Below are 18,423 nucleotides of genomic sequence, written 5' to 3' on the forward strand. Positions count from 1 at the left end.
CACCCGCGACGACGTGGCTCGCACCGCCCTGCGCATCCTGGACGACCACGGCCTCCCCGACCTCACCATGCGCCGCCTGGCCGCGGCGCTCGACGTGCAGCCGAGCGCGCTCTACTGGCACTTCCCGAACAAGCGACCCTTCTGCTCGCCGACCTCGCCGACCGCATCGTTGCGCACGGCAGGCCACCCGCCAGTTACCGCATCCGGTCCCGACGCCGCCTCCGACCAGTGGATGCACGCCGTCCGCACCGAGTCCGCCACCCTCCGCGACGCGCTCCTCGCCTACCGCGACGGCGCCGAGGTGGTCTCCAGCACGTTCGCGCTCGGCCTCGGCTCCACCGCCGCCGTCGACCGCCTCGCCGCGGCCGCCGCGCTCGGCGGGTTCGAGCGGAACCAGCAGGAGGCGACAGCGCTGCTGCACTTCGTCCTCGGGCACGTCGCCGAGCAGCAGCGGATGCAGTCCGACGGCAGCGGCGGGCTCGCCGACGACCCGGTGCGGTGTCCCCGCTGGACGAGGACGACCCTGCCGCGGCCTTCGGGTTCGGCGTCGACCTGCTGGTCGGCGGGCTGGAGCTCCGTCGCTCCCGAGACGCCGGCGGTTCCAGAGCGGTCAGTCGCTCCCGAACGTGAGCTTCCCAGCCGCCGACGACTCTGGTGGCGAGGTTGAAGAGCGCGGCGAAGATCGCGCCGAGCGCGGACACGACGATGAGTTCGAGCAGTGCGACCACCAGCGTGAAGGTGATGACGTTGGCGAACGTCAGGTCGGCGACCAGGGCGGACCCCTGCGATCCGGCGATGCTCTCGAGGAACGTGCGCAGCGATCCGATCGCCCCGAGCTTGTCCAGGACGCTCCACGCCAGCAGGGCGATCACGACGGTGATCAGCGCCACGATCAGCGCGACCAGGAACGACATCTTGAGCGCGGACCAGAAGTCGATGTAGACCATGCGCATCACCGCGCGTTTCGCCTTCACCTTGCGTGCTGCCACATCGGCCTCCCCGTGTCACTGGTCGCCCGATGACTCGATGGCGATCCCCCGCAGTCAGTGTAACCGCGAGCGGGGCGCATCCATGGCGTGGCCTGCCGGGCTACTCCGTGACGATCAGCTCCGGCAACTGCGAGAGGGCGTCGTATCTCTGCGGCGGCACGATGCCGGGGAGGAGCACGATCCACATCTCCCTGACCCGCTGCAGCAGGTCAGCGCGGTCGCTGAGCGTCTCGGAGACGAGCTGGACTCCGGTGAAGGTCGGGATGACGAAGTGCGCGAACATCGACGGGTCGAGGGTCGGCACGATGTCCCCCTCGTGGATCGCCCGGACGGTGAGTTCTTCGTAGGTGCGCAGCCAGTCGTCGTAGGGGCCGTCGATCGGCCGCTCGAACCCCGAGCGGTCCGTCGTCAGCCGGATTCCCGCCTTCACGACGGGGTCGGTCAGCAGCTGGTTGGCCAGGCCGGCGCAGAGCAGGACCATGGTCTGCAGGGCGGGCAGGTTCCGGCCGAGCACTTCCGCGCCGGAGATCATGGCGCGCTCGTGCTGGGCCTCGATCACCGCGCGCGCGATGTCGTCTTTGGATTGGAAGTGGAAGTACAGTGCGCCTTTAGTGACCGAGGACGCCGCGGCGATGTCGGCGATGGACGCCAGGCCGTAACCTGACCGCTCGAACGTCTCGGGCGGCACCGCGGATGATGGCGTCTCTGGTTGCTTGGGCTCGCGCCTGTTTGACCATGAGTTGGGGATCTCCTGAGGGGAGGACGACGGCAGAGTCGTGGGGAGAATAACGGGGGTAAGCACACCGTAATCGAGACTTACTTGTAATCTCTGTATGTCCGCGCGGACCGCCTCGTCTAGCGAAACGACCTGTCTGTCGTCTGCTCAGTCGGTGTTGTTGGGCCGCCAGACGGCGAAGCGGTTCCCTGTCGGATCGAGCAGATGGGCGAACTGGATCGACCCGTTGTCGACGAGGGGGAGGGCGACCGTCGCGCCGAGCGCCGTCGCCCGCTCGACGGCAGCGGCCACATCGTCCACGTGCACGTAGAAGACGGCCCACGATCCGCCGCCGATGGCGCTCGTGTCCCACAGTCCGCCCGCGTCGCCGCCGACCATCCGGTACCCCGCGGGAGATGGCGGCCCGATCGGCCAGCCGAACATCCCGGAGTAGAACGCCGTGCTCGCCTCTGGATCGGGCGTGCCGATCTCGAAATAGTCCACTTCGTTGCTCATGCAGCGATTGTCCGCGCATGTGCGCCCAGGGGCAATGGATGCGCGTGAGAGCCTGCACATCGGCTCAGCCCCCTCCCCGCCCCGGCCTCTCCCCGGCGTACGTTGGTCGCATCCGACCGTTTTCGAGGGAGTCCAGCATGCCGACCGTCGCCGACACCATCGTCGAGATCATCAAGGACGCGGGGGTGAAACGCGTCTACGGGCTGCCAGGCGATTCGCTCAACGGGTTCACCGACGCCCTCCGCAAAGACGGCACGGTGGCCTGGTCGCACGTGCGGCACGAGGAGGCTGCCGCCTTCGCCGCGGCGTCCGAGGCCGCGCTGACCGGTGAGCTCGCCGTGTGCGCCGGCAGTTGCGGTCCAGGCAATCTGCACCTCATCAACGGCCTGTTCGACGCGAACAGGAGCAGGGTGCCCGTGCTCGCCATCGCGGCGCAGATCCCCGGCCCGGAGATCGGCAGCACATACTTCCAGGAGACGCACCCGCAGGACCTCTTCCGCGAGGCGGCCGTCTACACGGAGCTGGTGAGCATCCCGGAGCAGCTGCCCCGCGTGCTGGAGATCGCCATGCGCACCGCCATCGAGCGGCGGGGTGTCGCCGTGGTCGTCATCCCCGGCGAGATCTTCCTGAAAGACAGCGCCGGTCGCCGCAAGTCGGCCCCGATCACCTTCTCGCCGCGCGTCACGCGCCCGGAGGACCAGGAGCTGCAGGCGGCAGCCGACCTGCTCAACTCGGCCAAGAAGGTCACCATCCTCGGCGGCGCCGGCGTGGAGGGCGCGCATCCGCAGCTGGTCGCCGTCGCGCAGAAACTGCAGGCTCCCGTCGTCCACGCCCTCCGCGGCAAGGAGTTCATCGAGTACGACAACCCGTACGACGTGGGCATGACCGGCCTGCTCGGCTTCTCGTCCGGCTACCGGGCGATGGAGAGCTGCGACGTGCTGCTGATGCTCGGCACCGACTTCCCGTATCAGCAGTTCTACCCGTCGAAGGCGAAGATCATCCAGGTCGACATCCGCGGCGAGAACCTCGGCAGACGCACCCCCGTCGACCTCGGCCTGGTCGGCAGCGTCCGCGACACCGTGGATGCGCTGCTCCCGCTGCTCAAAGACCGCACGGACACCAAGCACCTCGACTCCTCGACCGCTCACTACCGCAAGACCAGGAAGAGCCTCGACGAGCTGGCGACCAACGATCGCAACCGCACGCCCATCCACCCGCAGTACGTCGCCAAGCTGATCAGTGAACTGGCGACGGACGACGCGGTGTTCATCCCGGATGTCGGCTCGCCCGTGGTGTGGGCGTCGCGCTACTTGGAGATGAACGGGAAGCGCCGCCTGATCGGCTCGTTCTCGCACGGAACCATGGCGAACGCCGTGCCGCACGCCATCGGAGCGCAGTCGGCGTTCCCGGACAGGCAGGTGGTGGCGCTCGCCGGGGACGGCGGACTGGCGATGCTGCTCGGCGAACTGCTCACCCTGCGCCAGATGAAGCTGCCGGTGAAGATCGTGGTGTTCAACAACTCGTCGCTGAACTTCGTCGAGGTGGAGATGAAGGCGGCGGGCTTCGTTAACTTCGGCACAGGGCTCGACAACCCGAACTTCGCCGACGTCGCCACCGCCATCGGCCTGCACGGCCAGCGGGTGGAGAAGCCGGACGACCTGCCCGGCGCCCTGCGCGCCGCGTTCGACCACGACGGGCCCGCCCTGGTGGACGTGGTCACGGCCAGGCAGGAACTGTCGATCCCACCGGCGATCACGGCGGAGCAGGTCAAGGGCTTCACCCTCTATGCGCTCCGCACGATCATGTCCGGCCGGGGCGACGAACTGGTCGATCTCGCGGACACGAACGTGTTCCGGCGGCTGTTCGACTAGAGCCGGGAACCCGGCGTCAGTTGATGCAGACGGTGTCGCTGTAGTTCTTCGCCGGCGATGACGGGGTCGGAGCGGGAGCCCCTCCCGACGCCGGCGCGCCGCCTGCGGCCGGTGCGGCCGGCATGATGCCGTCGTCGCCGAGGACGACCGTGACCCCGGACACCGACGACGTCTCCTGCACCGACGCCCCGGCCAGGTACGCCGCGACGGCCTTGGCCTGCGCCTCCTGGCCGCTCGGGTACTGGATGACCGTGGTCGGGACCGTGCTCGAATCGCCGGGCGTCCCCGTCTTGAAGCCGGCCGCGGCGAGCGTCTGCGTCGCCGTCCCCGCTGCGCCGTTCGAGGAACCGCCGTTCAGGACGGTCACCGTGGTGTCGGCGGGCTTGGCCGCTGTCGCCTTGTCGTAGGCGTCGGGCGTGCCCATCAGGCTCTGCACGAACGCGGGCATCGCCGCGGTGTCCACCTGGACGATCGACACGTCCTGGCCGTCGACCGTGATCGTCGGGGTGCCGGAGATCGGGATGGTCGCCGACTGGATCTTGCCGCCGGTGAGGCCCTGCATCTGTGTCGCGAGGGAGAGGAAGTTGAGGCCGGGGTCGGTCTCCAGGGAGCCGCTCACCGCATCCAGGACCTGCGACAGCTTGCCCGGATTCAGCAGCGTTCCGGCGGAGAGGAACTTGTGCGCCTCCACCGACAGGAAGTACTGCTGCCGCACCACGCGGTCGAGGTCTCCCTGCGGCAGACCGTGACGCTGGCGGACGAAGGCGAGAGCCTGGTGGGCATCCAGTGTCGAGACGCCCGCGGGGAAGTTCGCCTGCGAGTACGGGTCGTCGACCGCGTTGTTCAGGCACACCTGGATGGGGCCCAGCGCCTGGGCGATGTCGTAGAAACCGAGCAGGGAGACGCGAACATAGTGGTCGATCGTCAGCCCGGTGAGGTTCTGCACGGTCTGGATGAGCAGCTTCGCGCCAGCGGTCGGATCGGTCGCGCCGCCGCCGAGCGAGAATGCCGCGTTCAGCTTGTTCATGCCCTGACCTGGCACATTCACCCACGAGTCGCGGGGGAGGGAGATGAGGGTCGCCGACTTCCCGTCCGCCGGGATGTGCAGGATCATCATCGTGTCGGTGTTGGTGCCACCGCCGTCGGAGGTGGTGCCCAGCTGGTCCAGTTCGGCCTGCGATGCGTTGTCCGGCCGGTGGTCGTCTCCGACGAGCAGGATGTTCTGGGCCGAGCCGTCGACGTCGTTCTTCGGCTTGTTCTGCTCCGAGATGACATCGACGTGCTTCACGTTGTTCACGAAGCGGAAGTAGCTGTACGCCGCGTAACCGCCGACGACGATCAGAATCACGGCGAGGCCGAAGGCCGTCCAGCCGATGATGCGCTTGGTGCGGCGCTTGCGCGGGGTGCGCCCGCCAGGGGTGCCGGGGCCGCCGGGCGTGCTGCCGTCGCCGTTTCCACCGTTTCCGCCTGAGCCGTTGCCGCCGCTTCCGCCGGAACCGTTGCGGCCGGAGCCGTTGCCGCCGCTTCCGCCGGAACCGTTGCGGCCGGAGCCGTTGCCCGCTGAGCCGTTGCCTGCGCCGTTGCCGCCGAATAGCTCGTCCATGCCGCTCCCGGCGGCTGCGCCGCTCCCGGCCGCCGCCCCGCTTCCAGCTGCCGCGCCGCCGTACCGGCTGCCCGCCGGTCGCGTCGCACGGACCGGCCGTCGGGGATCCGGCTGCGGCACGCGCCCGAAGACCTCGGTGGCCGGTTCACGGTCATCGGGGTGCTCCCGAGGGTCGCGGGGCTCCTCGGGGCTGGGGAAGGTTGGGCGTCGCACACGGAAACGCTAGGGGTCCAACCCTGCAAGAGCCCTGGCCATCCATGCATTTCTCGACGAATAGTCAGGCTTTCCGGCCTTGTCTCCCAGATCGGAGCCCGTCAGGAGGCGAGGCCGCTGTGAACCTCTTCACGCTGAGGCTCCGGAGGCGCGTCATCGCCTTCGTCCTCCGTGCAGTCCTCCGCACCGCTGTTCTCGGACTCGTTCGCCGCGATCATGCGCTTCGAGATCTCCAGGAACTCCGCCTGCTGGTCGTCGGACAACGCGTCGAACAGCACCCGCCTGATCGTCGCCGTGTGCTCGGGGAGCGCCCGCACCACCACGCGCCGCCCTTCTCCGGTGAGGTGGACGTAGCTGGCGCGCCGGTCCTCCGCGCACTCCTGCCGCTCGACGAAACCGCGCGCCGCCATCCTGGTCACCTGGTGCGATACCCTGCTCTTCTCCCAGCCGGTGACGTCGACGAGGTCGCGCACCCTCAGTCGTCTGCCCGGCGCGCGCACGAGCGCCATGAGCACTTCGAGCTCGGAGATGGAGATGCCGTGGTCCCGCTGGAGCTGCGCATCGAGGGTCCGGTCGAACCCCCTGCGCATCACGTAGAACGCGTTGAAGAGCTCGATCTCCCCGGTGCTCAGCTTCCTCGGGTCTGGCCGCTGGCGGACGTGGGACATGCGGTCATCCTCCCACGCCGTCGCGCCGCCGCGGGAGATCCCGTCAGTGCGCCAGCTGCTCCAGCGCGACGACCACGATCCCGAGCGCGACGATCCCGGCCAGCACCAGGATGCGCTTGACCATCGTGAGCGTGGTCCGCTTCACCGCGAGCCAGGCGATCACGGCGAGAGAGACGATGAGGGCGATGACGGAGACGAGCATCGACGTCCTCACCGAGACCACGTCCGCTGCGGCCAGCAGCAGCATCACCGTCGGAACGCCGAGCACGCTCAGCGCCCGGGAGGCGACGGCCACCAGGTGCCGGAACTCCAGCCCGCTCGGCAGGTTGTTGTGCACGATCATGTGCGACACCAGGTCGGAGGCGAGACCGGCCAGCAGCACGCCGCAGACCGAGATGACCAGGGTGAGCAGCACATCCAGTGGTTCGAGGGCGTCGCCGTGGGCGTACAAGGCCATCAGGATGGCGAGCGCGGTGAACGTGGCGTAGATGCGTTCGCGCAGCCGATCGCCCGCCTGACGGCGTTCGTCGGGGGTGGCGTCGTCCGGGAGCCGGGTGTCGCTCGGTTCGTCTCTCCGGGCCATGCGTCACCTCGCCTCTCCGCGCTACCCGCTCGCGGGACGAGCCTAGCGGGAGGGCGTTCCGCGGACACAGCGGTCGCCCAGCCGTGCACGGAACACTTCTCTGTACAGATTCACATACTCGTGCCGTCCGCGTTCCGATGCGCGGCGCCGCCCCGAACGGAGATCACCATGGGATTCCTCGACCGCCTCTTCGGCCGCGACGAGCAGCCGTCCGCGGCTGCGTCTGCGCCCCGACCCGCCGCTGCGCCCGCGCCCGCCCCTGCGTCCGCGCCTGCCCCTGCTCAGCGTTCGGACGACGAGATCGCGGTCGAACGCTACCGCTACCTGCTGCGCACCGCGCCGCCGGAGACCATCGAGCAGGTGCACGAGGAGGCGTTCTCGAAGCTGACGCCCGAGCAGCGGTCCCTGCTGTTCCAGCAGCTCTCCGAGAACGCCCCGGCCGGCGAGCAGCCGCGTGGCGACGACCCGCGCTCGCTCGCACAGTCGGCCACGCGCGCCGAACTGCGGCAGCCGGGCACCCTGGAGCGTTCGCTCGGCGGCGGCGGCGGCGGTGGCCGCGGTGGCGTCGGGTTCGGCGGGATGTTCGCCAGCTCGCTCCTCGGAAGCGTGGCGGGCTTCGTGATCGGCTCTGCGCTCGTGAGCGCCTTCATGCCCTCTCCTGTCGACCAGCAGGCCGGGGATGGGGGCGCCGGCGACAACGGCGACGCCTCGGGCGACAGCGGCTCGGCCGACGCGGGTTCCGGTGACGCGGGTTCCGGAGACGCCGGTGCCGGTGACGCGGGCGGCTGGGGCGGAGACGCCGGAACCGTGTCCGCGGACGGCGGTGGCTGGGGCGGCGACAGCGGCTTCGGCGATTTCGGCGGCGGAGGGGACTTCGGCGGCGGAGGAGACTTCTTCTAGAGGGTCGCACGGTGCGCGGGAATGTTCCCCGCGCATCCCGGGTTCGTGTTGGGTGACACGTCATCAACACGAAAGGCATGACATGACCACGATCGGGATCATCATCGGCAGCACGCGCCCCGGACGCAACGGCGAGGCCGTCGCCCGCTGGGTTTACGACCACGCCGTCCAGCGCAACGGCGTCGAATACGAGCTCGTCGACCTCAAGGACTGGAACCTCCCGCACCTCGACGAGGCCATGCCCGCCGCGATGGGCCAGTACGCCAACGACCACACCAAGGCGTGGGCGGCCAAGATCGACGAGTTCGACGGCTACATCTTCGTGACCCCCGAGTACAACCACAGCACCTCCGGTGCGCTCAAGAACGCCATCGACTTCGTCGGAGCCGAGTGGAACAACAAGGCGGCCGGTTTCGTCAGCTACGGCGTCTTCGGCGGGGCGCGTGCCGTCGAGCACCTGCGTCTGGTGCTGTCGCAGCTGCAGGTCGCGACCGTCAGCGCGCACGTCGGTCTCAGCCTCGCGCACGACTTCGAGAACTGGTCGCTCAAGCCCACCCCGCAGCAGGACGCCGCCCTCACCCCGCTCTTCGACCAGGTCGAGTCCTGGTCGGAGGCCCTCGCCGCCCTCCGCGCCCCCGCAGCCGCCGTCGCCGCCTAACCCCCTCGCCCAATAATCGAGTCCGGACTTATGCACGCGACACGCCGCGTGCTCCGTGCATAAGTCCGGACTCGATGATCAGGGGACGGGATCGGTCAGGTCTGGCAGGAGGGGCAGAAGTAGGTGACGCGCTCCTCGAGGTCGGTGCGGCCGAGCGCCGACCGGTGGATGCGCGTCCCGCAGCGGCGGCACGGCTCGCCGCGTCGGCCGTAGACCCAGGACGTGCGCCCGCGACGGGTGTCGCCGGTCGTCACTCGCGTCGGCCGGTCGCGGTTGGCGACGATGAGCCGCCGGGCGAGCGACACCGCCGCGGGCAGGTCGGCCTCGGCGACCGGCCGCGTCGGCAGCATCCCGCGCAGGAAGCACAGCTCGTTGACGTATTCGTTGCCGAGTCCGGCGAGGTTGCGCTGGTCGAGCAGTGCCACAGCGATCGGCTGCTCGGGATGCGCTGCCAGCCGTCGCACCGCCTCCTCGGTGTCCCAGTCCGGGCCGAGCAGGTCGGGGCCGAGGTAGCCGACCACGTCGTCCTCCCTGTCGCGCGGGATCACTTCGAGCACGCCGAGCAGGAAGCCGACCGCGCACACGTCCTCCGTGCGCAGGACGGCGCGTGCCTCGAACGCCGGGTGCCTCCACCGCGCCCCCGGGGCGTACAGCTCCCACGACCCCTCCATCTTGAGGTGGCTGTGGATGGTCGCATCGCCCACCCGCATCAGCAGGTGCTTCCCACGGCTGACCACGCCGTCGACCGTCCGGCCGGACAGGTCGACGGTCGCGTACGCGGGCACCCGGAAGTCGGTCTCGGTCAGGACCTTCCCGGCGAGCGCGCCGTCAAGACGCTTCGCGGCACGCCAGACGGTGTCGCCCTCAGGCACGATGGCATCCGCTCACGGCGCGCACCCGGTCACGACCGCAGCCGGTCACGACCGCAGCCGGAGCCCGCGCGGGGTCGGAAGGAAGCCCGCTTCGCTGAGCGCCTCGCCCAGCGGCGTCCCGAGCACGAACGCGCCGTTCACCGTCTCGATCGCGAGCTTGTCGACGCGTCCTCGGGTGATCAGCGCTGCGAGCGCGCGGGCGGCGGCGAGCAACGCGGGCTTCGCCTCGGGCTTCTCCTGGTCGGCGAAGCAGAGCAGGCTCTTGCCTCCGCGCTCCACGTAGATGGTGAGCGCGCCGTCGACGATCACGACGAGCGCCCCGGCCTTGCGTCCAGGGCGGTGCCCGGTGCCCGCATCGCCGGGCACGCCCGGCCAGGGGAGCGCGGCGCCGTAGGCGTTGGCCGGGTCGGTCGCGGCCAGCGCGACCGTGTCGAGCGGCGCATCCTGCGTGTGGTCGCGCACGAACGACCGCAGCCGGTCGACCGTCGCCCCCGTCGCGAACTGCGCGCCGCCGAGCGTCTCCACGAAGTATCCCCGGCGGGCGCGGCCGGTCTCCTCGAAGCCGCTGAGCACCTTGTACGCCAGCGCGAATCCTCCGGGGGACCCCTCGTTCATCACCGAGCCGCGCGTGACGACCCCGTAGCGGTCGAGCAGTGTCTCCGCCTGCCCGTGCGCGCGCACCGTCGACGCCAGGTCGCGCTCCGGCAGCAGCGACCAGCGCCCGGCGACGGTCGGCGGCCCCATCCTGGTGACCATCGCCGACCTGGCGGCCGTGCGCCCGCGGTACATCCGGGAGCGCGGAGCCTGTTTGGGCCGCTTGTGAGCCCCGGATCCGCCGGTCATCGTGCGCAGCGGAGCGAGAGTGTCGTTGGTGATCACCCCGTCCCAGACCAGATCCCAGAGAGCGGTCACGAGGGCGGTGTCGTCCACGGGAGAGCCGGCCGCGGCCCCGAGCGCGTCGGAGAGCTGACGGAAGAAGTACCCGCCGCCTCTGCTGAGCGCTTCCAGGACGGAGCGCTGCAGCTCATCGGTCTCGTGGTCGCCGGGAGGGGCGAGGGTGAGCGGCGCGGAGTCTGCCAGGTGCAGGCTGATCCAGCCGTCGCTGCCGGGAAGGGCGCCGTCTCCGGCCCAGATCACCTCGCCGGTCGCCGTCAGCTCGTCGAGCATCGTCGGGCTGTAGTCGGTGACGCGGCTCGGAAGGATCAGCGACTCCCACGCCGACGCCGGGATGCGCGCCCCCGCGAGCTGTTCGACCACCGACGCGACAGCATCCACGCCGCGCAGCGTGCCGCCGATGTGCTGCCAGTCGGGCAGGAATCGCGCGAACGTCGCGGTGTCGACCGGCTCGACCTCGTGGCGGAGAGCGGCCAGCGACATGCGCCGAAGCCGCCGGAGCACCTCGGCGTCGCACCACTCCGAACCGTGGGCGTGCGGCCGGAACTCGCCGTCGACCACGCGCCTGTCGTGCGAGAGGCGGCGGAGCACATCGTGCACGATGGCGGCGCCCAGCCCGAATCGGTCCGCGACATCGGCCGTCACGAACGGACCGTGCGTGCGGGCGAACCGGCTGACCAGGTCGCCGAGCGGATCGTCGACAGGCTCGATGAAGGCGACGGGCACGCCGATCGGCAGCGGGACCCCCAGCGCGTCGCGCAGCCGCGCGGCGTCTTCGATCGTGGCGAACCGCTGCACGCCCGCGATGTGCACGGACAGCGCGCGCTTGGTCTCGACCAGGGTGGCGAGGTGCGCTGCGGCGGTGCCGAGGTCGGCGGCGGGCGGGGGTGTGGGTTCTTCGTCCGGCTCGGCACCGGCCCCGGCACCGCTACCCGCTCCGGCCTCCGTCGCGACCACGGCGACTGCCGCTCCCTGCAGCCGCTCAGCGACCTCCTCCACCGAAAGCGGGCCGAGCATCCTGAGCAGATCGGCGACGCCCTCGACGCCGCGCACACGCCGCTCCGGCGCGAGACGCTGCAGCTCCCGCTCCACCCGCTCGATCACCGCCGGGTCGAGCAGTTCGCGCAGTTCGGCGCGCCCGAGCAGTTCGGCCAGCAGCCCGGCATCGAGCGACAGCGCGGCAGCGCGACGCTCGGCCAGCGGGCTGTCGCCCTCGTACATGAACGCGGCGACATAGCCGAACAGCAGCGAGCGCGCGAACGGCGACGCTGACTCCGTGCTCGCCTCCACCAACCGGATGCGCCGCTGAGCGATCTGCTGGGTCACGTCGTCCAGCGCCGGCAGATCGTAGACGTCTTGCAGGCACTCCCGGATCGTCTCCAGGATGATCGGGAAGCTCGGGTACTTGCGCGCCACATCCAGCAGCTGCGACGCCTTCTGCCGCTGCTGCCAGAGCGGCGACCGCTTGCCTGGATTGTATTTGGGCAGCAGCAGGGCCCGGGCGGCGCACTCGCGGAATCGTGCGGCGAAGAGTGCGGAGCCTCCCACCTCCTCGGTGACCAGCGCATCCAGTTCCTGCGGCTCGAACACGAACAGCTCGGCGCCGGGCGGCTGGGATTCCGTGTCGGGTATGCGAACGATGATCCCGTCGTCGGCCGCCATGGCGGCGCCGTCGATGCCGTAGCGGTCGCGCACCCGCGACTGCACGGCCAGCGCCCACGGCGAGTGCACTTGCATTCCGTACGGGGAATGCAGCACGACACGCCAGTCGCCCAGTTCGTCCCTGAACCGTTCCACCACGAGCGTGCGGTCGGTCGGGACGTGCCCTGTCGCCGTCTTCTGCTCGCTGAGGAACGCGAGCAGGTTGCCCGTCGCCCAGTTGTCGAGCCCGGCCTCGACGCAGCGCAGTTCGGCATCCGCTGGGGAGGCACTGCTCACCTCGCGGATGAACTCCCCGACGGCGCGTCCCAGCTCGGCGGGCCGGCCGAGCCCGTCGCCCTTCCAGAACGGTAGCCGCCCCGGCTCGCCGAAGGCGGGCGTGACGAGCACGCGGTCGTGCGTGATCTCCTGGATGCGCCAGCTGGTCGACCCGAGCGCGAACACGTCTCCGACGCGCGACTCGTAGACCATCTCCTCGTCCAGCTCGCCGACCCTGCTGGCCTTCTCTCCGACCATGTACACGCCGAAGAGCCCGCGGTCGGGGATCGTTCCTCCGCTCGTCACCGCGAGGCGCTGCGCTCCCGGCCGTCCGGTGAGCGTGCCGGCGTCCCTGTCCCAGACGATGCGCGGCCGCAGCTCGGCGAACTCGTCGGACGGATACCGCCCGGCGAGCAGATCCAGGGTGGCGTCGTACGCGCTCCGCGGCAGCGTCGCGAACGGTGCGCTGCGGCGGACGGTGTCGAACCACTCGTCCGCGTCGATCGGTTCGAGCGCGGTCGCCGCGACGGTCTGCTGCGCCAGAATGTCGAGCGGGTTGGCCGGAACGCGGAGCGTCTCGATGAGCCCGGACACCATCCGCTCGCTGGCGACCGCCGAGTGGATGAGGTCGGCCCTGTGCTTGGGGAACACCACGCCCCTCGACACCTCGCCCACCTGGTGACCTGCGCGGCCGACGCGCTGCAGCCCGCTGGCGACGGACGGCGGAGACTCCACCTGCACCACCAGGTCGACCGCGCCCATGTCGATGCCGAGCTCCAGGCTCGACGTGGCGACGACGCAGCGCAGGCGACCGGCCTTCAGGTCGTCTTCGATGATGGCGCGCTGCTCTTTGCTCACCGAGCCGTGGTGGGCGCGGGCGAGCACGAGCGATCCCGGCTCGTCGGCGACCGACTCGCGCGAGCCGCGGGTCTGACCGGACGCGCCGAGCAGTTCGGCCGGAGGGCGCGCTAGCGGGAGGAAGCCGTCTGCGGGGGCGGAGTCGCCGCTGCCCAGGACGCGCTCCTCATAGATTTCGTTGAGTCGCGCGGTCAGGCGTTCGGCGAGTCGGCGCGAGTTCGTGAACACGATCGACGAACGGTGGTCGAGCACCCTGTCGACGATCGCCTCCTCCACGTGCGGCCAGATCGAGCCGGCCTGCGGGGCGGAGCCGTCGTCGTTGTCGCTGGCGAAGGTGGAGGTGCCGAGCTCGCTCATGTCCTCGACGGGCACCACGACGCGCAGGTCGAAGCGCTTGCCGGACGGCGGCGCGACCACCTCGACCGGGGCGCGACCGCCGAGGAACCGGGCGACCTCCTCCGGCGGGCGGACCGTGGCGGAGAGCCCGATGCGCTGCGCGGGGGAGGCGAGCATCGCATCCAGTCGCTCCAGCGACAGCGCCAGGTGGGCGCCGCGCTTGGTCGCTGCGACCGCGTGCACTTCGTCGATGATGATGGTCTCGACGGAGGACAGCGTCTCGCGCGCCGCCGACGTCAGCATGAGGAACAGCGACTCCGGCGTGGTGATCAGGATGTCCGGCGGCGTCGACACGAGCGCCCGCCGGTCGGCCGAGCTCGTGTCTCCGGAGCGCACGCCGACGGTCACGTGCGGAGGCTCGGCGCCGAGGCGCTTGGCGGTCTGGGTGACGCCGACGAGCGGAGCGCGCAGGTTGCGTTCGACGTCGACGCCGAGTGCCTTCAAAGGCGAGATGTAAAGGACGCGGGTGCCGCGCTTGGCCTGGGTCTTGGCTTTCGTCGACAGTGTTTCGGGGTCGGCATCCGCCGCCCGGTCTGCCGCGGCCAGCCTGTCGATCGCCCAGAGGAACGCGGCCAGCGTCTTGCCCGAACCGGTCGGGGCGATGACCAGAGCGTGACGGCCGCGGGAGATCGCATCCCACGCCCCGATCTGGGCGGGAGTCGGCGCGTCGAACGCCCCGCTGAACCACTCTCGGGTGGCGGGGGAGAACCGGTCGAGCACGTCGCTCATCCCTCCATCCAACACCCGACCGCCGACATCGTCGTCCTGCGCTCTCGCACCATCCGGCCGGTGGATGCGCGGCTCAGCGCCGCAGCCCGCCCCGGATGAACGCGGAGACGTCCGCCAGCTCCGCCGACGAGATGCTGTGCCCCATCCCCTCGTAGATGCGTGCATCCAGTGCGGAATGCTCCGGCAGCCACGTGGACGTGCGGTCGACCGCGTCGGACGAGATCACCTCATCGAGCGTCCCGCGCCCCCAGAACACCGGAACCTGGGCGTCCGCGAGCTGAGTGTCGCCGTCCTGGTCGCCCTGCACGACGAAGCCGGAGAGCTGCACGGCGTAGTCGAAGCGCTCGGGCGCGAGACGGAGCAGCTGCAGCGCCATCGCGCCGCCCTGCGAGAAGCCGAGGAGCCCGGTCGGGGTCTGCGGCTGCTCGTCGAGCCAGTCGAGCACTGCCAGTGCCGCGGCGTCGGCGTTGGCCGCGAGCGGGTCGCCCGGCACGTTCGTGTATCGCGAGAACCACGCGAACCCCTGGCCCTCGGGGATCGGCGCGCGCACAGACGCGATCACCGGCTCCAGTGGCAGGTAGGCGGAGATGCCGAACAGGTCCGCCTCGTCGGAGGCGTAGCCGTGCAGGAGGACGAGCAGCGGGCGGCCGGCTCTGTCGCGCTCCGACGCGGACCACAGCACGGCGTCCCTGTCGATGCGGAGTTCCGGGGTCGGGAAAGGCATCCTTCATTCTGGCGCGCCGTCACGCCGAGTTTCTGCACAGGGCGGCGATCTCCTGCCTTTTCCACAGCATCCGGTCGCAATGGTGTCCGAGCATCCGGCGGTTCCGTAGGATCGTCGCATGAGCGTGCGCACCCCGGACCCAACCCCAGACCCGCTGCCGGACGACGGTCCCCAGCAGGGGCCGGCGTGGCTGAGCGACATCGAACTCGAACAGGTGCGCCGTCGGCTTCCGCTGCTCTACGTCGAGGCGGTGCCCGTGCGGGTGGACGGGCTCGGTCAGGTCACCGAACTCGGCGTGCTGCTGCGCGCGAACGCGGTCGGCGAGATGACCCGCACGCTGGTGTCCGGACGTGTGATGTACGGCGAGACGCTGCGCGAGGCACTGTTCCGGCATCTGGAGAAGGACCTCGGGCCGATGGCGTTCCCGCAGCTGCCCGCCAGCCCCATCCCGTTCCAGGTTGCGGAGTACTTCCCGATGCCCGGAGTCACGCCGTTCACCGACGACAGGCAGCACGCCGTGTCGCTGGCATACGTCGTCCCGGTCACCGGCACCTGCGAACCCAGGCAGGATGCGCTCGAACTCACCTGGATGACACCGCAGGAGGCTGCCTCCCCGTCGGTGTCGGAGGAGATGGAAGGCGGGCGGGGCGTGCTGCTCAAGGCTGCTCTGGCTTCCGTGGGGCGGATCGTCTAGACCGAGAGGGTGTTGCCATGACCGACATCGACCAGAACGTTCCGCCGTCCGGCACCGGATGCGTGGAGTGCGACAGGGACGGAAGCTGGTGGGTGCACCTCCGGCGCTGCGCCGCATGCGGTCACGTCGGCTGCTGCGACGACTCGCTCAACCGGCACGCCACCGCCCACGCCGCGGCAACAGGGCACCGCTACATGCAGAGCTTCGAACCCGGCGAAGACTGGTTCTGGGATTACACGGCTCAGAGGGTCGTCCAGGGGCCGACGCTCGCTGCCCCGACCAGCAGGCCGGAAGACCAGCCGGCGCCGGGGCCGAGCGGGCGGGTGCCGGAGGACTGGCTGGAACTCGTGCAGGCGAACGAGGGCCCGCACACCTGAGACGTGGCGCTGAAAGACGCGCAACCGGCCGGCGTCTCCGCCGACCGGCCGGCGTCTCCGCCGACCGGCCGTCAGGCGTCAGCTCGCGATGAACGCCAGGATGTCCTGGTCGAGTTCCTTCTGGTACGCGCCATAGATCCCGTGCGGGGCGCCGGGGTAGACCTTGAGCGTGCCCTGCGAGACGAGTTCGATGGACTTCTGCGCGGCGTCCGCGATCGGCACGATCTGGTCGTCGTCGCCCTGCGCGATGAAGATCGGGACGTCGAGTGCCTTGAGGTCGTCGGTGAAGTCGGTCTCCGAGAACGCCTTCACGCAGTCGTATGCGGCCTGTAGTCCGACGAGCATCCCCTGGCGCCAGAAGTCGTAGCGAGCGCCGTCCGAGACCTGCGAGCCTTCGCGGTTCGCCCCGAAGAACGCCTTGGACAGGTCGAGGTAGAACTGCGACCGGTCGGCGAGCACTCCGGCGCGGATCCCGTCGAACGCCTCGATCGGCGTGCCATCCGGGTTGCTGTCCGACTTGACCATGATCGGGGGGACGGCGCCGGCCGTGATCACCTTCACCACCCGGCCCTTCCCGTGCTGCGCAGCGTAGCGCACCACCTCGCCGCCGCCGGTGGAGTGGCCGATCACCACCAGGTCGCGCAGGTCGAGCTGTTCGACGAGCTCGGCGAGGTCGCGGGCGTAGGTGTCCATGTCGTTGCCGGTGTACGGCTGCGAGGAGCGGCCGTGGCCGCGGCGGTCGTGCGCGATCGCCCGGTAACCGTTGTCGGCGAGGAGCTTGAGCTCGACCTGCCACGCGTCGGAGCTGAGCGGCCAACCGTGGCTGAGGACCACCGGCTGCCCTTCGCCCTGGTCGGTGTAGTAGATCTGCGTTCCGTCTGACGTGGTGATGTACGGCATGGCTCTCTCCTTGGATTCGGTGCTGTGACGAACTCGGCGCAGGAAGCTGGCGAAGGTGCCGCCAGGGTCGACGCTACGGCCAGGAGCGCTGCTTGGGAACAGCCGTTGTAGAATTCGTGGGATGTTCAGTCCCTGGTGGAGAAGAGCGCGCAGGTCTGGTCGTAGTAGCGGTCGCTGAGACCCTTCGGGTGCATCCCGATGCGGAGGCAGACGCGCTGCGACGCGGTGTTCTCCGCGGCGGTGACGGCGACGACCTCGTCGAGGCCGGAATCGAGGGCGTGCCGCAGCACGGCGGCGGCCGCCTCCGACGCGTAGCCGTGACCCCACGCATCCGGATGGAAGTGCCAGCCGATCTCGGTGTCCTGGACAGCGGCGTCTCCGTGATCCGACCCGGTGGAGAAGGGGATGTGCTTCAGCAGGATCGTCCCGGCGGGTGCGCCGGACTCTCGGACGACGACCACCCAGAACCCGTGCACTGGATGCTCGTGGACGCGCAGGCGGTCGATCAGTGCGACAGCCTGCTCCCGCTCCGTCATCCTCTTCGGTTCGCGGCCGATGTACTGCTGGACCTCCCAGCGGGAGTAGAGGTCGAACGCGAAGTCGGCATCGCCGGGCTCCCATCCGCGGAGGGTGAGGCGGTCGGTCTCGAAGGTGCGCACCGGTCGATTATCCCGCCGACCCGTCGGTCAGCTGTGCCGGGCACGCGCCGGAGCCGTCGCCGAGCAGCTCGAAATGCCACGACTCGTTCGCGTACGTCTGGCAGAGGCCGTACTCGGCTCCGAACCGGCTGAGCCAGTCCATCGCGTCGGCGGTCGCGATGTCGACGGCCTCCCCGCGGACGTGCTTCGACTCGTCTCCGCGTTTCACCCAGCGGCTCGCCTCCTCCTCGCTGCCGTACTTCACGACGGCCTGGTCGAACAGGTACTGCTGGTAGCGCTCGCTGCGCCAGCCGTCGGTGAGAGTGAACGCCACGTCGCGGTCTGCGGCGTCCTCGGCCGCGCGGTCCAGCGCATCCCGGAGGTGCGGGTCGAGCTTGGTGACCGCCGGGACGTCGTCGGTCAGCGCGACCGTGTCGCCGACCGGGATGTAGCCGTCGTCCGGTCCGAGGTCCGCCGGGTTGGTGACCGGCGCGATGGATCCGGGTCCAGCCGCGGAGCCGGGTCCGGCGGCCGTGCATCCGGTGATGGTCACGGCCAGGGCGACGGCGGCGAGGGTGGTGAGGATGGTTCTGCGGGGCACAGCGGTCCTTTCGGTCTGCCTCCAGCCTCGCCCGCCGCGTCCTGGCCGCGAGTCGCCCCAGCGATGCAACCCCGTCCCTCCACAGGATGACCTCGCGCCCTGCGCCA

At 70.2% G+C, this 18,423-nt stretch carries 17 protein-coding genes and 1 pseudogene; 6 read left to right on the forward strand and 12 right to left on the reverse strand.

Annotated elements, in window-relative coordinates; all coding sequences use genetic code 11:
• A partial coding sequence (locus tag AC37TH_RS08200; protein WP_490763877.1) for a TetR/AcrR family transcriptional regulator C-terminal domain-containing protein occupies nucleotides 1-667 on the forward strand: 667 nt, incomplete at its 5' end.
• A gap of 16 nt (nucleotides 668-683) precedes the next feature.
• On the opposite strand, the pseudogene AC37TH_RS08205 reads toward AC37TH_RS08200, so the two are convergent.
• From AC37TH_RS08205 to AC37TH_RS08215, 3 genes and pseudogenes are all read right to left on the reverse strand, one after another.
• A pseudogene (locus tag AC37TH_RS08205) lies at nucleotides 684-953 on the reverse strand (DUF3566 domain-containing protein); the annotation flags it as partial.
• A gap of 136 nt (nucleotides 954-1,089) precedes the next feature.
• Nucleotides 1,090-1,677 (reverse strand): ScbR family autoregulator-binding transcription factor, encoded by a 588-nt coding sequence (locus AC37TH_RS08210; protein WP_490763878.1) that lies wholly within the window; start codon nucleotides 1,675-1,677, stop codon nucleotides 1,090-1,092.
• Nucleotides 1,678-1,872: 195 nt separating this feature from the next.
• Nucleotides 1,873-2,220, reverse strand: coding sequence for a VOC family protein (locus AC37TH_RS08215; RefSeq protein ID WP_490763879.1), 348 nt, complete (start codon nucleotides 2,218-2,220; stop codon nucleotides 1,873-1,875).
• 137 nt (nucleotides 2,221-2,357) lie between these two features.
• Here AC37TH_RS08215 and poxB point away from each other — a divergent pair, with 137 nt between their 5' ends.
• Nucleotides 2,358-4,091 carry a ubiquinone-dependent pyruvate dehydrogenase gene (poxB, locus tag AC37TH_RS08220; RefSeq protein ID WP_490763880.1) on the forward strand — a complete coding sequence of 578 codons (1,734 nt, stop codon included), beginning with the start codon at nucleotides 2,358-2,360 and terminating at the stop codon, nucleotides 4,089-4,091.
• Between the two features lie 16 nt (nucleotides 4,092-4,107).
• On the opposite strand, the gene AC37TH_RS08225 is transcribed toward poxB, so the two are convergent.
• From AC37TH_RS08225 to AC37TH_RS08235, 3 genes are all read right to left on the reverse strand, one after another.
• Nucleotides 4,108-5,907: an LCP family protein gene (locus tag AC37TH_RS08225; RefSeq protein ID WP_490763881.1), complete on the reverse strand. Its 1,800-nt coding sequence runs from the start codon at nucleotides 5,905-5,907 to the stop codon at nucleotides 4,108-4,110.
• A gap of 101 nt (nucleotides 5,908-6,008) precedes the next feature.
• Nucleotides 6,009-6,575, reverse strand: coding sequence for a MarR family winged helix-turn-helix transcriptional regulator (locus tag AC37TH_RS08230; RefSeq protein ID WP_490763882.1), 567 nt, complete (start codon nucleotides 6,573-6,575; stop codon nucleotides 6,009-6,011).
• 43 nt (nucleotides 6,576-6,618) lie between these two features.
• Nucleotides 6,619-7,158: a hypothetical protein gene (locus tag AC37TH_RS08235; protein ID WP_490763883.1), complete on the reverse strand. Its 540-nt coding sequence runs from the start codon at nucleotides 7,156-7,158 to the stop codon at nucleotides 6,619-6,621.
• 168 nt (nucleotides 7,159-7,326) lie between these two features.
• Between AC37TH_RS08235 and AC37TH_RS08240 the strand changes: the two genes are divergently transcribed.
• Together AC37TH_RS08240 and AC37TH_RS08245 are read left to right on the forward strand one after the other, a co-directional pair.
• Nucleotides 7,327-8,058, forward strand: coding sequence for a hypothetical protein (locus AC37TH_RS08240; RefSeq protein WP_490763884.1), 732 nt, complete (start codon nucleotides 7,327-7,329; stop codon nucleotides 8,056-8,058).
• A gap of 82 nt (nucleotides 8,059-8,140) precedes the next feature.
• On the forward strand, nucleotides 8,141-8,716 hold the full coding sequence (locus tag AC37TH_RS08245; protein ID WP_490763885.1) for an NADPH-dependent FMN reductase: 576 nt from the start codon (nucleotides 8,141-8,143) through the stop codon (nucleotides 8,714-8,716).
• Between the two features lie 95 nt (nucleotides 8,717-8,811).
• Here AC37TH_RS08245 and AC37TH_RS08250 read toward each other — a convergent pair whose 3' ends face one another.
• From AC37TH_RS08250 to AC37TH_RS08260, 3 genes are all read right to left on the reverse strand, one after another.
• Nucleotides 8,812-9,588, reverse strand: coding sequence for a DNA-formamidopyrimidine glycosylase family protein (locus AC37TH_RS08250; RefSeq protein WP_490763886.1), 777 nt, complete (start codon nucleotides 9,586-9,588; stop codon nucleotides 8,812-8,814).
• 45 nt (nucleotides 9,589-9,633) lie between these two features.
• On the reverse strand, nucleotides 9,634-14,382 hold the full coding sequence (locus tag AC37TH_RS08255; protein ID WP_490763887.1) for an Lhr family ATP-dependent helicase: 4,749 nt from the start codon (nucleotides 14,380-14,382) through the stop codon (nucleotides 9,634-9,636).
• Nucleotides 14,383-14,455: 73 nt separating this feature from the next.
• On the reverse strand, nucleotides 14,456-15,106 hold the full coding sequence (locus tag AC37TH_RS08260; protein WP_490763888.1) for an alpha/beta hydrolase: 651 nt from the start codon (nucleotides 15,104-15,106) through the stop codon (nucleotides 14,456-14,458).
• Nucleotides 15,107-15,224: 118 nt separating this feature from the next.
• On the opposite strand from AC37TH_RS08260, the gene AC37TH_RS08265 reads away from it, so the two are divergent.
• Both AC37TH_RS08265 and AC37TH_RS08270 read left to right on the forward strand, forming a co-directional pair.
• Nucleotides 15,225-15,800: an NUDIX hydrolase family protein gene (locus tag AC37TH_RS08265; RefSeq protein ID WP_490763889.1), complete on the forward strand. Its 576-nt coding sequence runs from the start codon at nucleotides 15,225-15,227 to the stop codon at nucleotides 15,798-15,800.
• A gap of 17 nt (nucleotides 15,801-15,817) precedes the next feature.
• Nucleotides 15,818-16,177 (forward strand): UBP-type zinc finger domain-containing protein, encoded by a 360-nt coding sequence (locus AC37TH_RS08270; protein WP_490763890.1) that lies wholly within the window; start codon nucleotides 15,818-15,820, stop codon nucleotides 16,175-16,177.
• A 78-nt stretch (nucleotides 16,178-16,255) separates the two neighbouring features.
• Here AC37TH_RS08270 and AC37TH_RS08275 read toward each other — a convergent pair whose 3' ends face one another.
• From AC37TH_RS08275 to AC37TH_RS08285, 3 genes are all read right to left on the reverse strand, one after another.
• The gene (locus tag AC37TH_RS08275; RefSeq protein WP_490763891.1) at nucleotides 16,256-17,077 is read right to left on the reverse strand and encodes an alpha/beta fold hydrolase; all 822 of its coding nucleotides are present in this window, start codon (nucleotides 17,075-17,077) and stop codon (nucleotides 16,256-16,258) included.
• A 125-nt stretch (nucleotides 17,078-17,202) separates the two neighbouring features.
• Nucleotides 17,203-17,736 (reverse strand): GNAT family N-acetyltransferase, encoded by a 534-nt coding sequence (locus AC37TH_RS08280; RefSeq protein WP_490763892.1) that lies wholly within the window; start codon nucleotides 17,734-17,736, stop codon nucleotides 17,203-17,205.
• A gap of 7 nt (nucleotides 17,737-17,743) precedes the next feature.
• Complete coding sequence (locus AC37TH_RS08285; protein ID WP_490763893.1) at nucleotides 17,744-18,316, reverse strand: M15 family metallopeptidase; 573 nt, start codon at nucleotides 18,314-18,316, stop codon at nucleotides 17,744-17,746.
• Nucleotides 18,317-18,423 lie beyond the last annotated feature (107 nt).

The organism is Leifsonia sp. McL0627, from assembly GCF_058244615.1.

What these genes read in the sequence shown, in the direction of transcription:
- AC37TH_RS08215 (WP_490763879.1), bottom strand. Translation starts at nt 2,220, where the DNA reads ATGAGCAACGAAGTGGACTATTTCGAGATCGGCACGCCCGATCCAGAG.
- poxB (WP_490763880.1), top strand. Translation starts at nt 2,358, where the DNA reads ATGCCGACCGTCGCCGACACCATCGTCGAGATCATCAAGGACGCGGGG.
- AC37TH_RS08230 (WP_490763882.1), bottom strand. Translation starts at nt 6,575, where the DNA reads ATGTCCCACGTCCGCCAGCGGCCAGACCCGAGGAAGCTGAGCACCGGG.
- AC37TH_RS08235 (WP_490763883.1), bottom strand. Translation starts at nt 7,158, where the DNA reads ATGGCCCGGAGAGACGAACCGAGCGACACCCGGCTCCCGGACGACGCC.
- AC37TH_RS08240 (WP_490763884.1), top strand. Translation starts at nt 7,327, where the DNA reads ATGGGATTCCTCGACCGCCTCTTCGGCCGCGACGAGCAGCCGTCCGCG.
- AC37TH_RS08245 (WP_490763885.1), top strand. Translation starts at nt 8,141, where the DNA reads ATGACCACGATCGGGATCATCATCGGCAGCACGCGCCCCGGACGCAAC.
- AC37TH_RS08255 (WP_490763887.1), bottom strand. Translation starts at nt 14,382, where the DNA reads ATGAGCGACGTGCTCGACCGGTTCTCCCCCGCCACCCGAGAGTGGTTC.
- AC37TH_RS08260 (WP_490763888.1), bottom strand. Translation starts at nt 15,106, where the DNA reads ATGCCTTTCCCGACCCCGGAACTCCGCATCGACAGGGACGCCGTGCTG.
- AC37TH_RS08265 (WP_490763889.1), top strand. Translation starts at nt 15,225, where the DNA reads ATGAGCGTGCGCACCCCGGACCCAACCCCAGACCCGCTGCCGGACGAC.
- AC37TH_RS08270 (WP_490763890.1), top strand. Translation starts at nt 15,818, where the DNA reads ATGACCGACATCGACCAGAACGTTCCGCCGTCCGGCACCGGATGCGTG.
- AC37TH_RS08275 (WP_490763891.1), bottom strand. Translation starts at nt 17,077, where the DNA reads ATGCCGTACATCACCACGTCAGACGGAACGCAGATCTACTACACCGAC.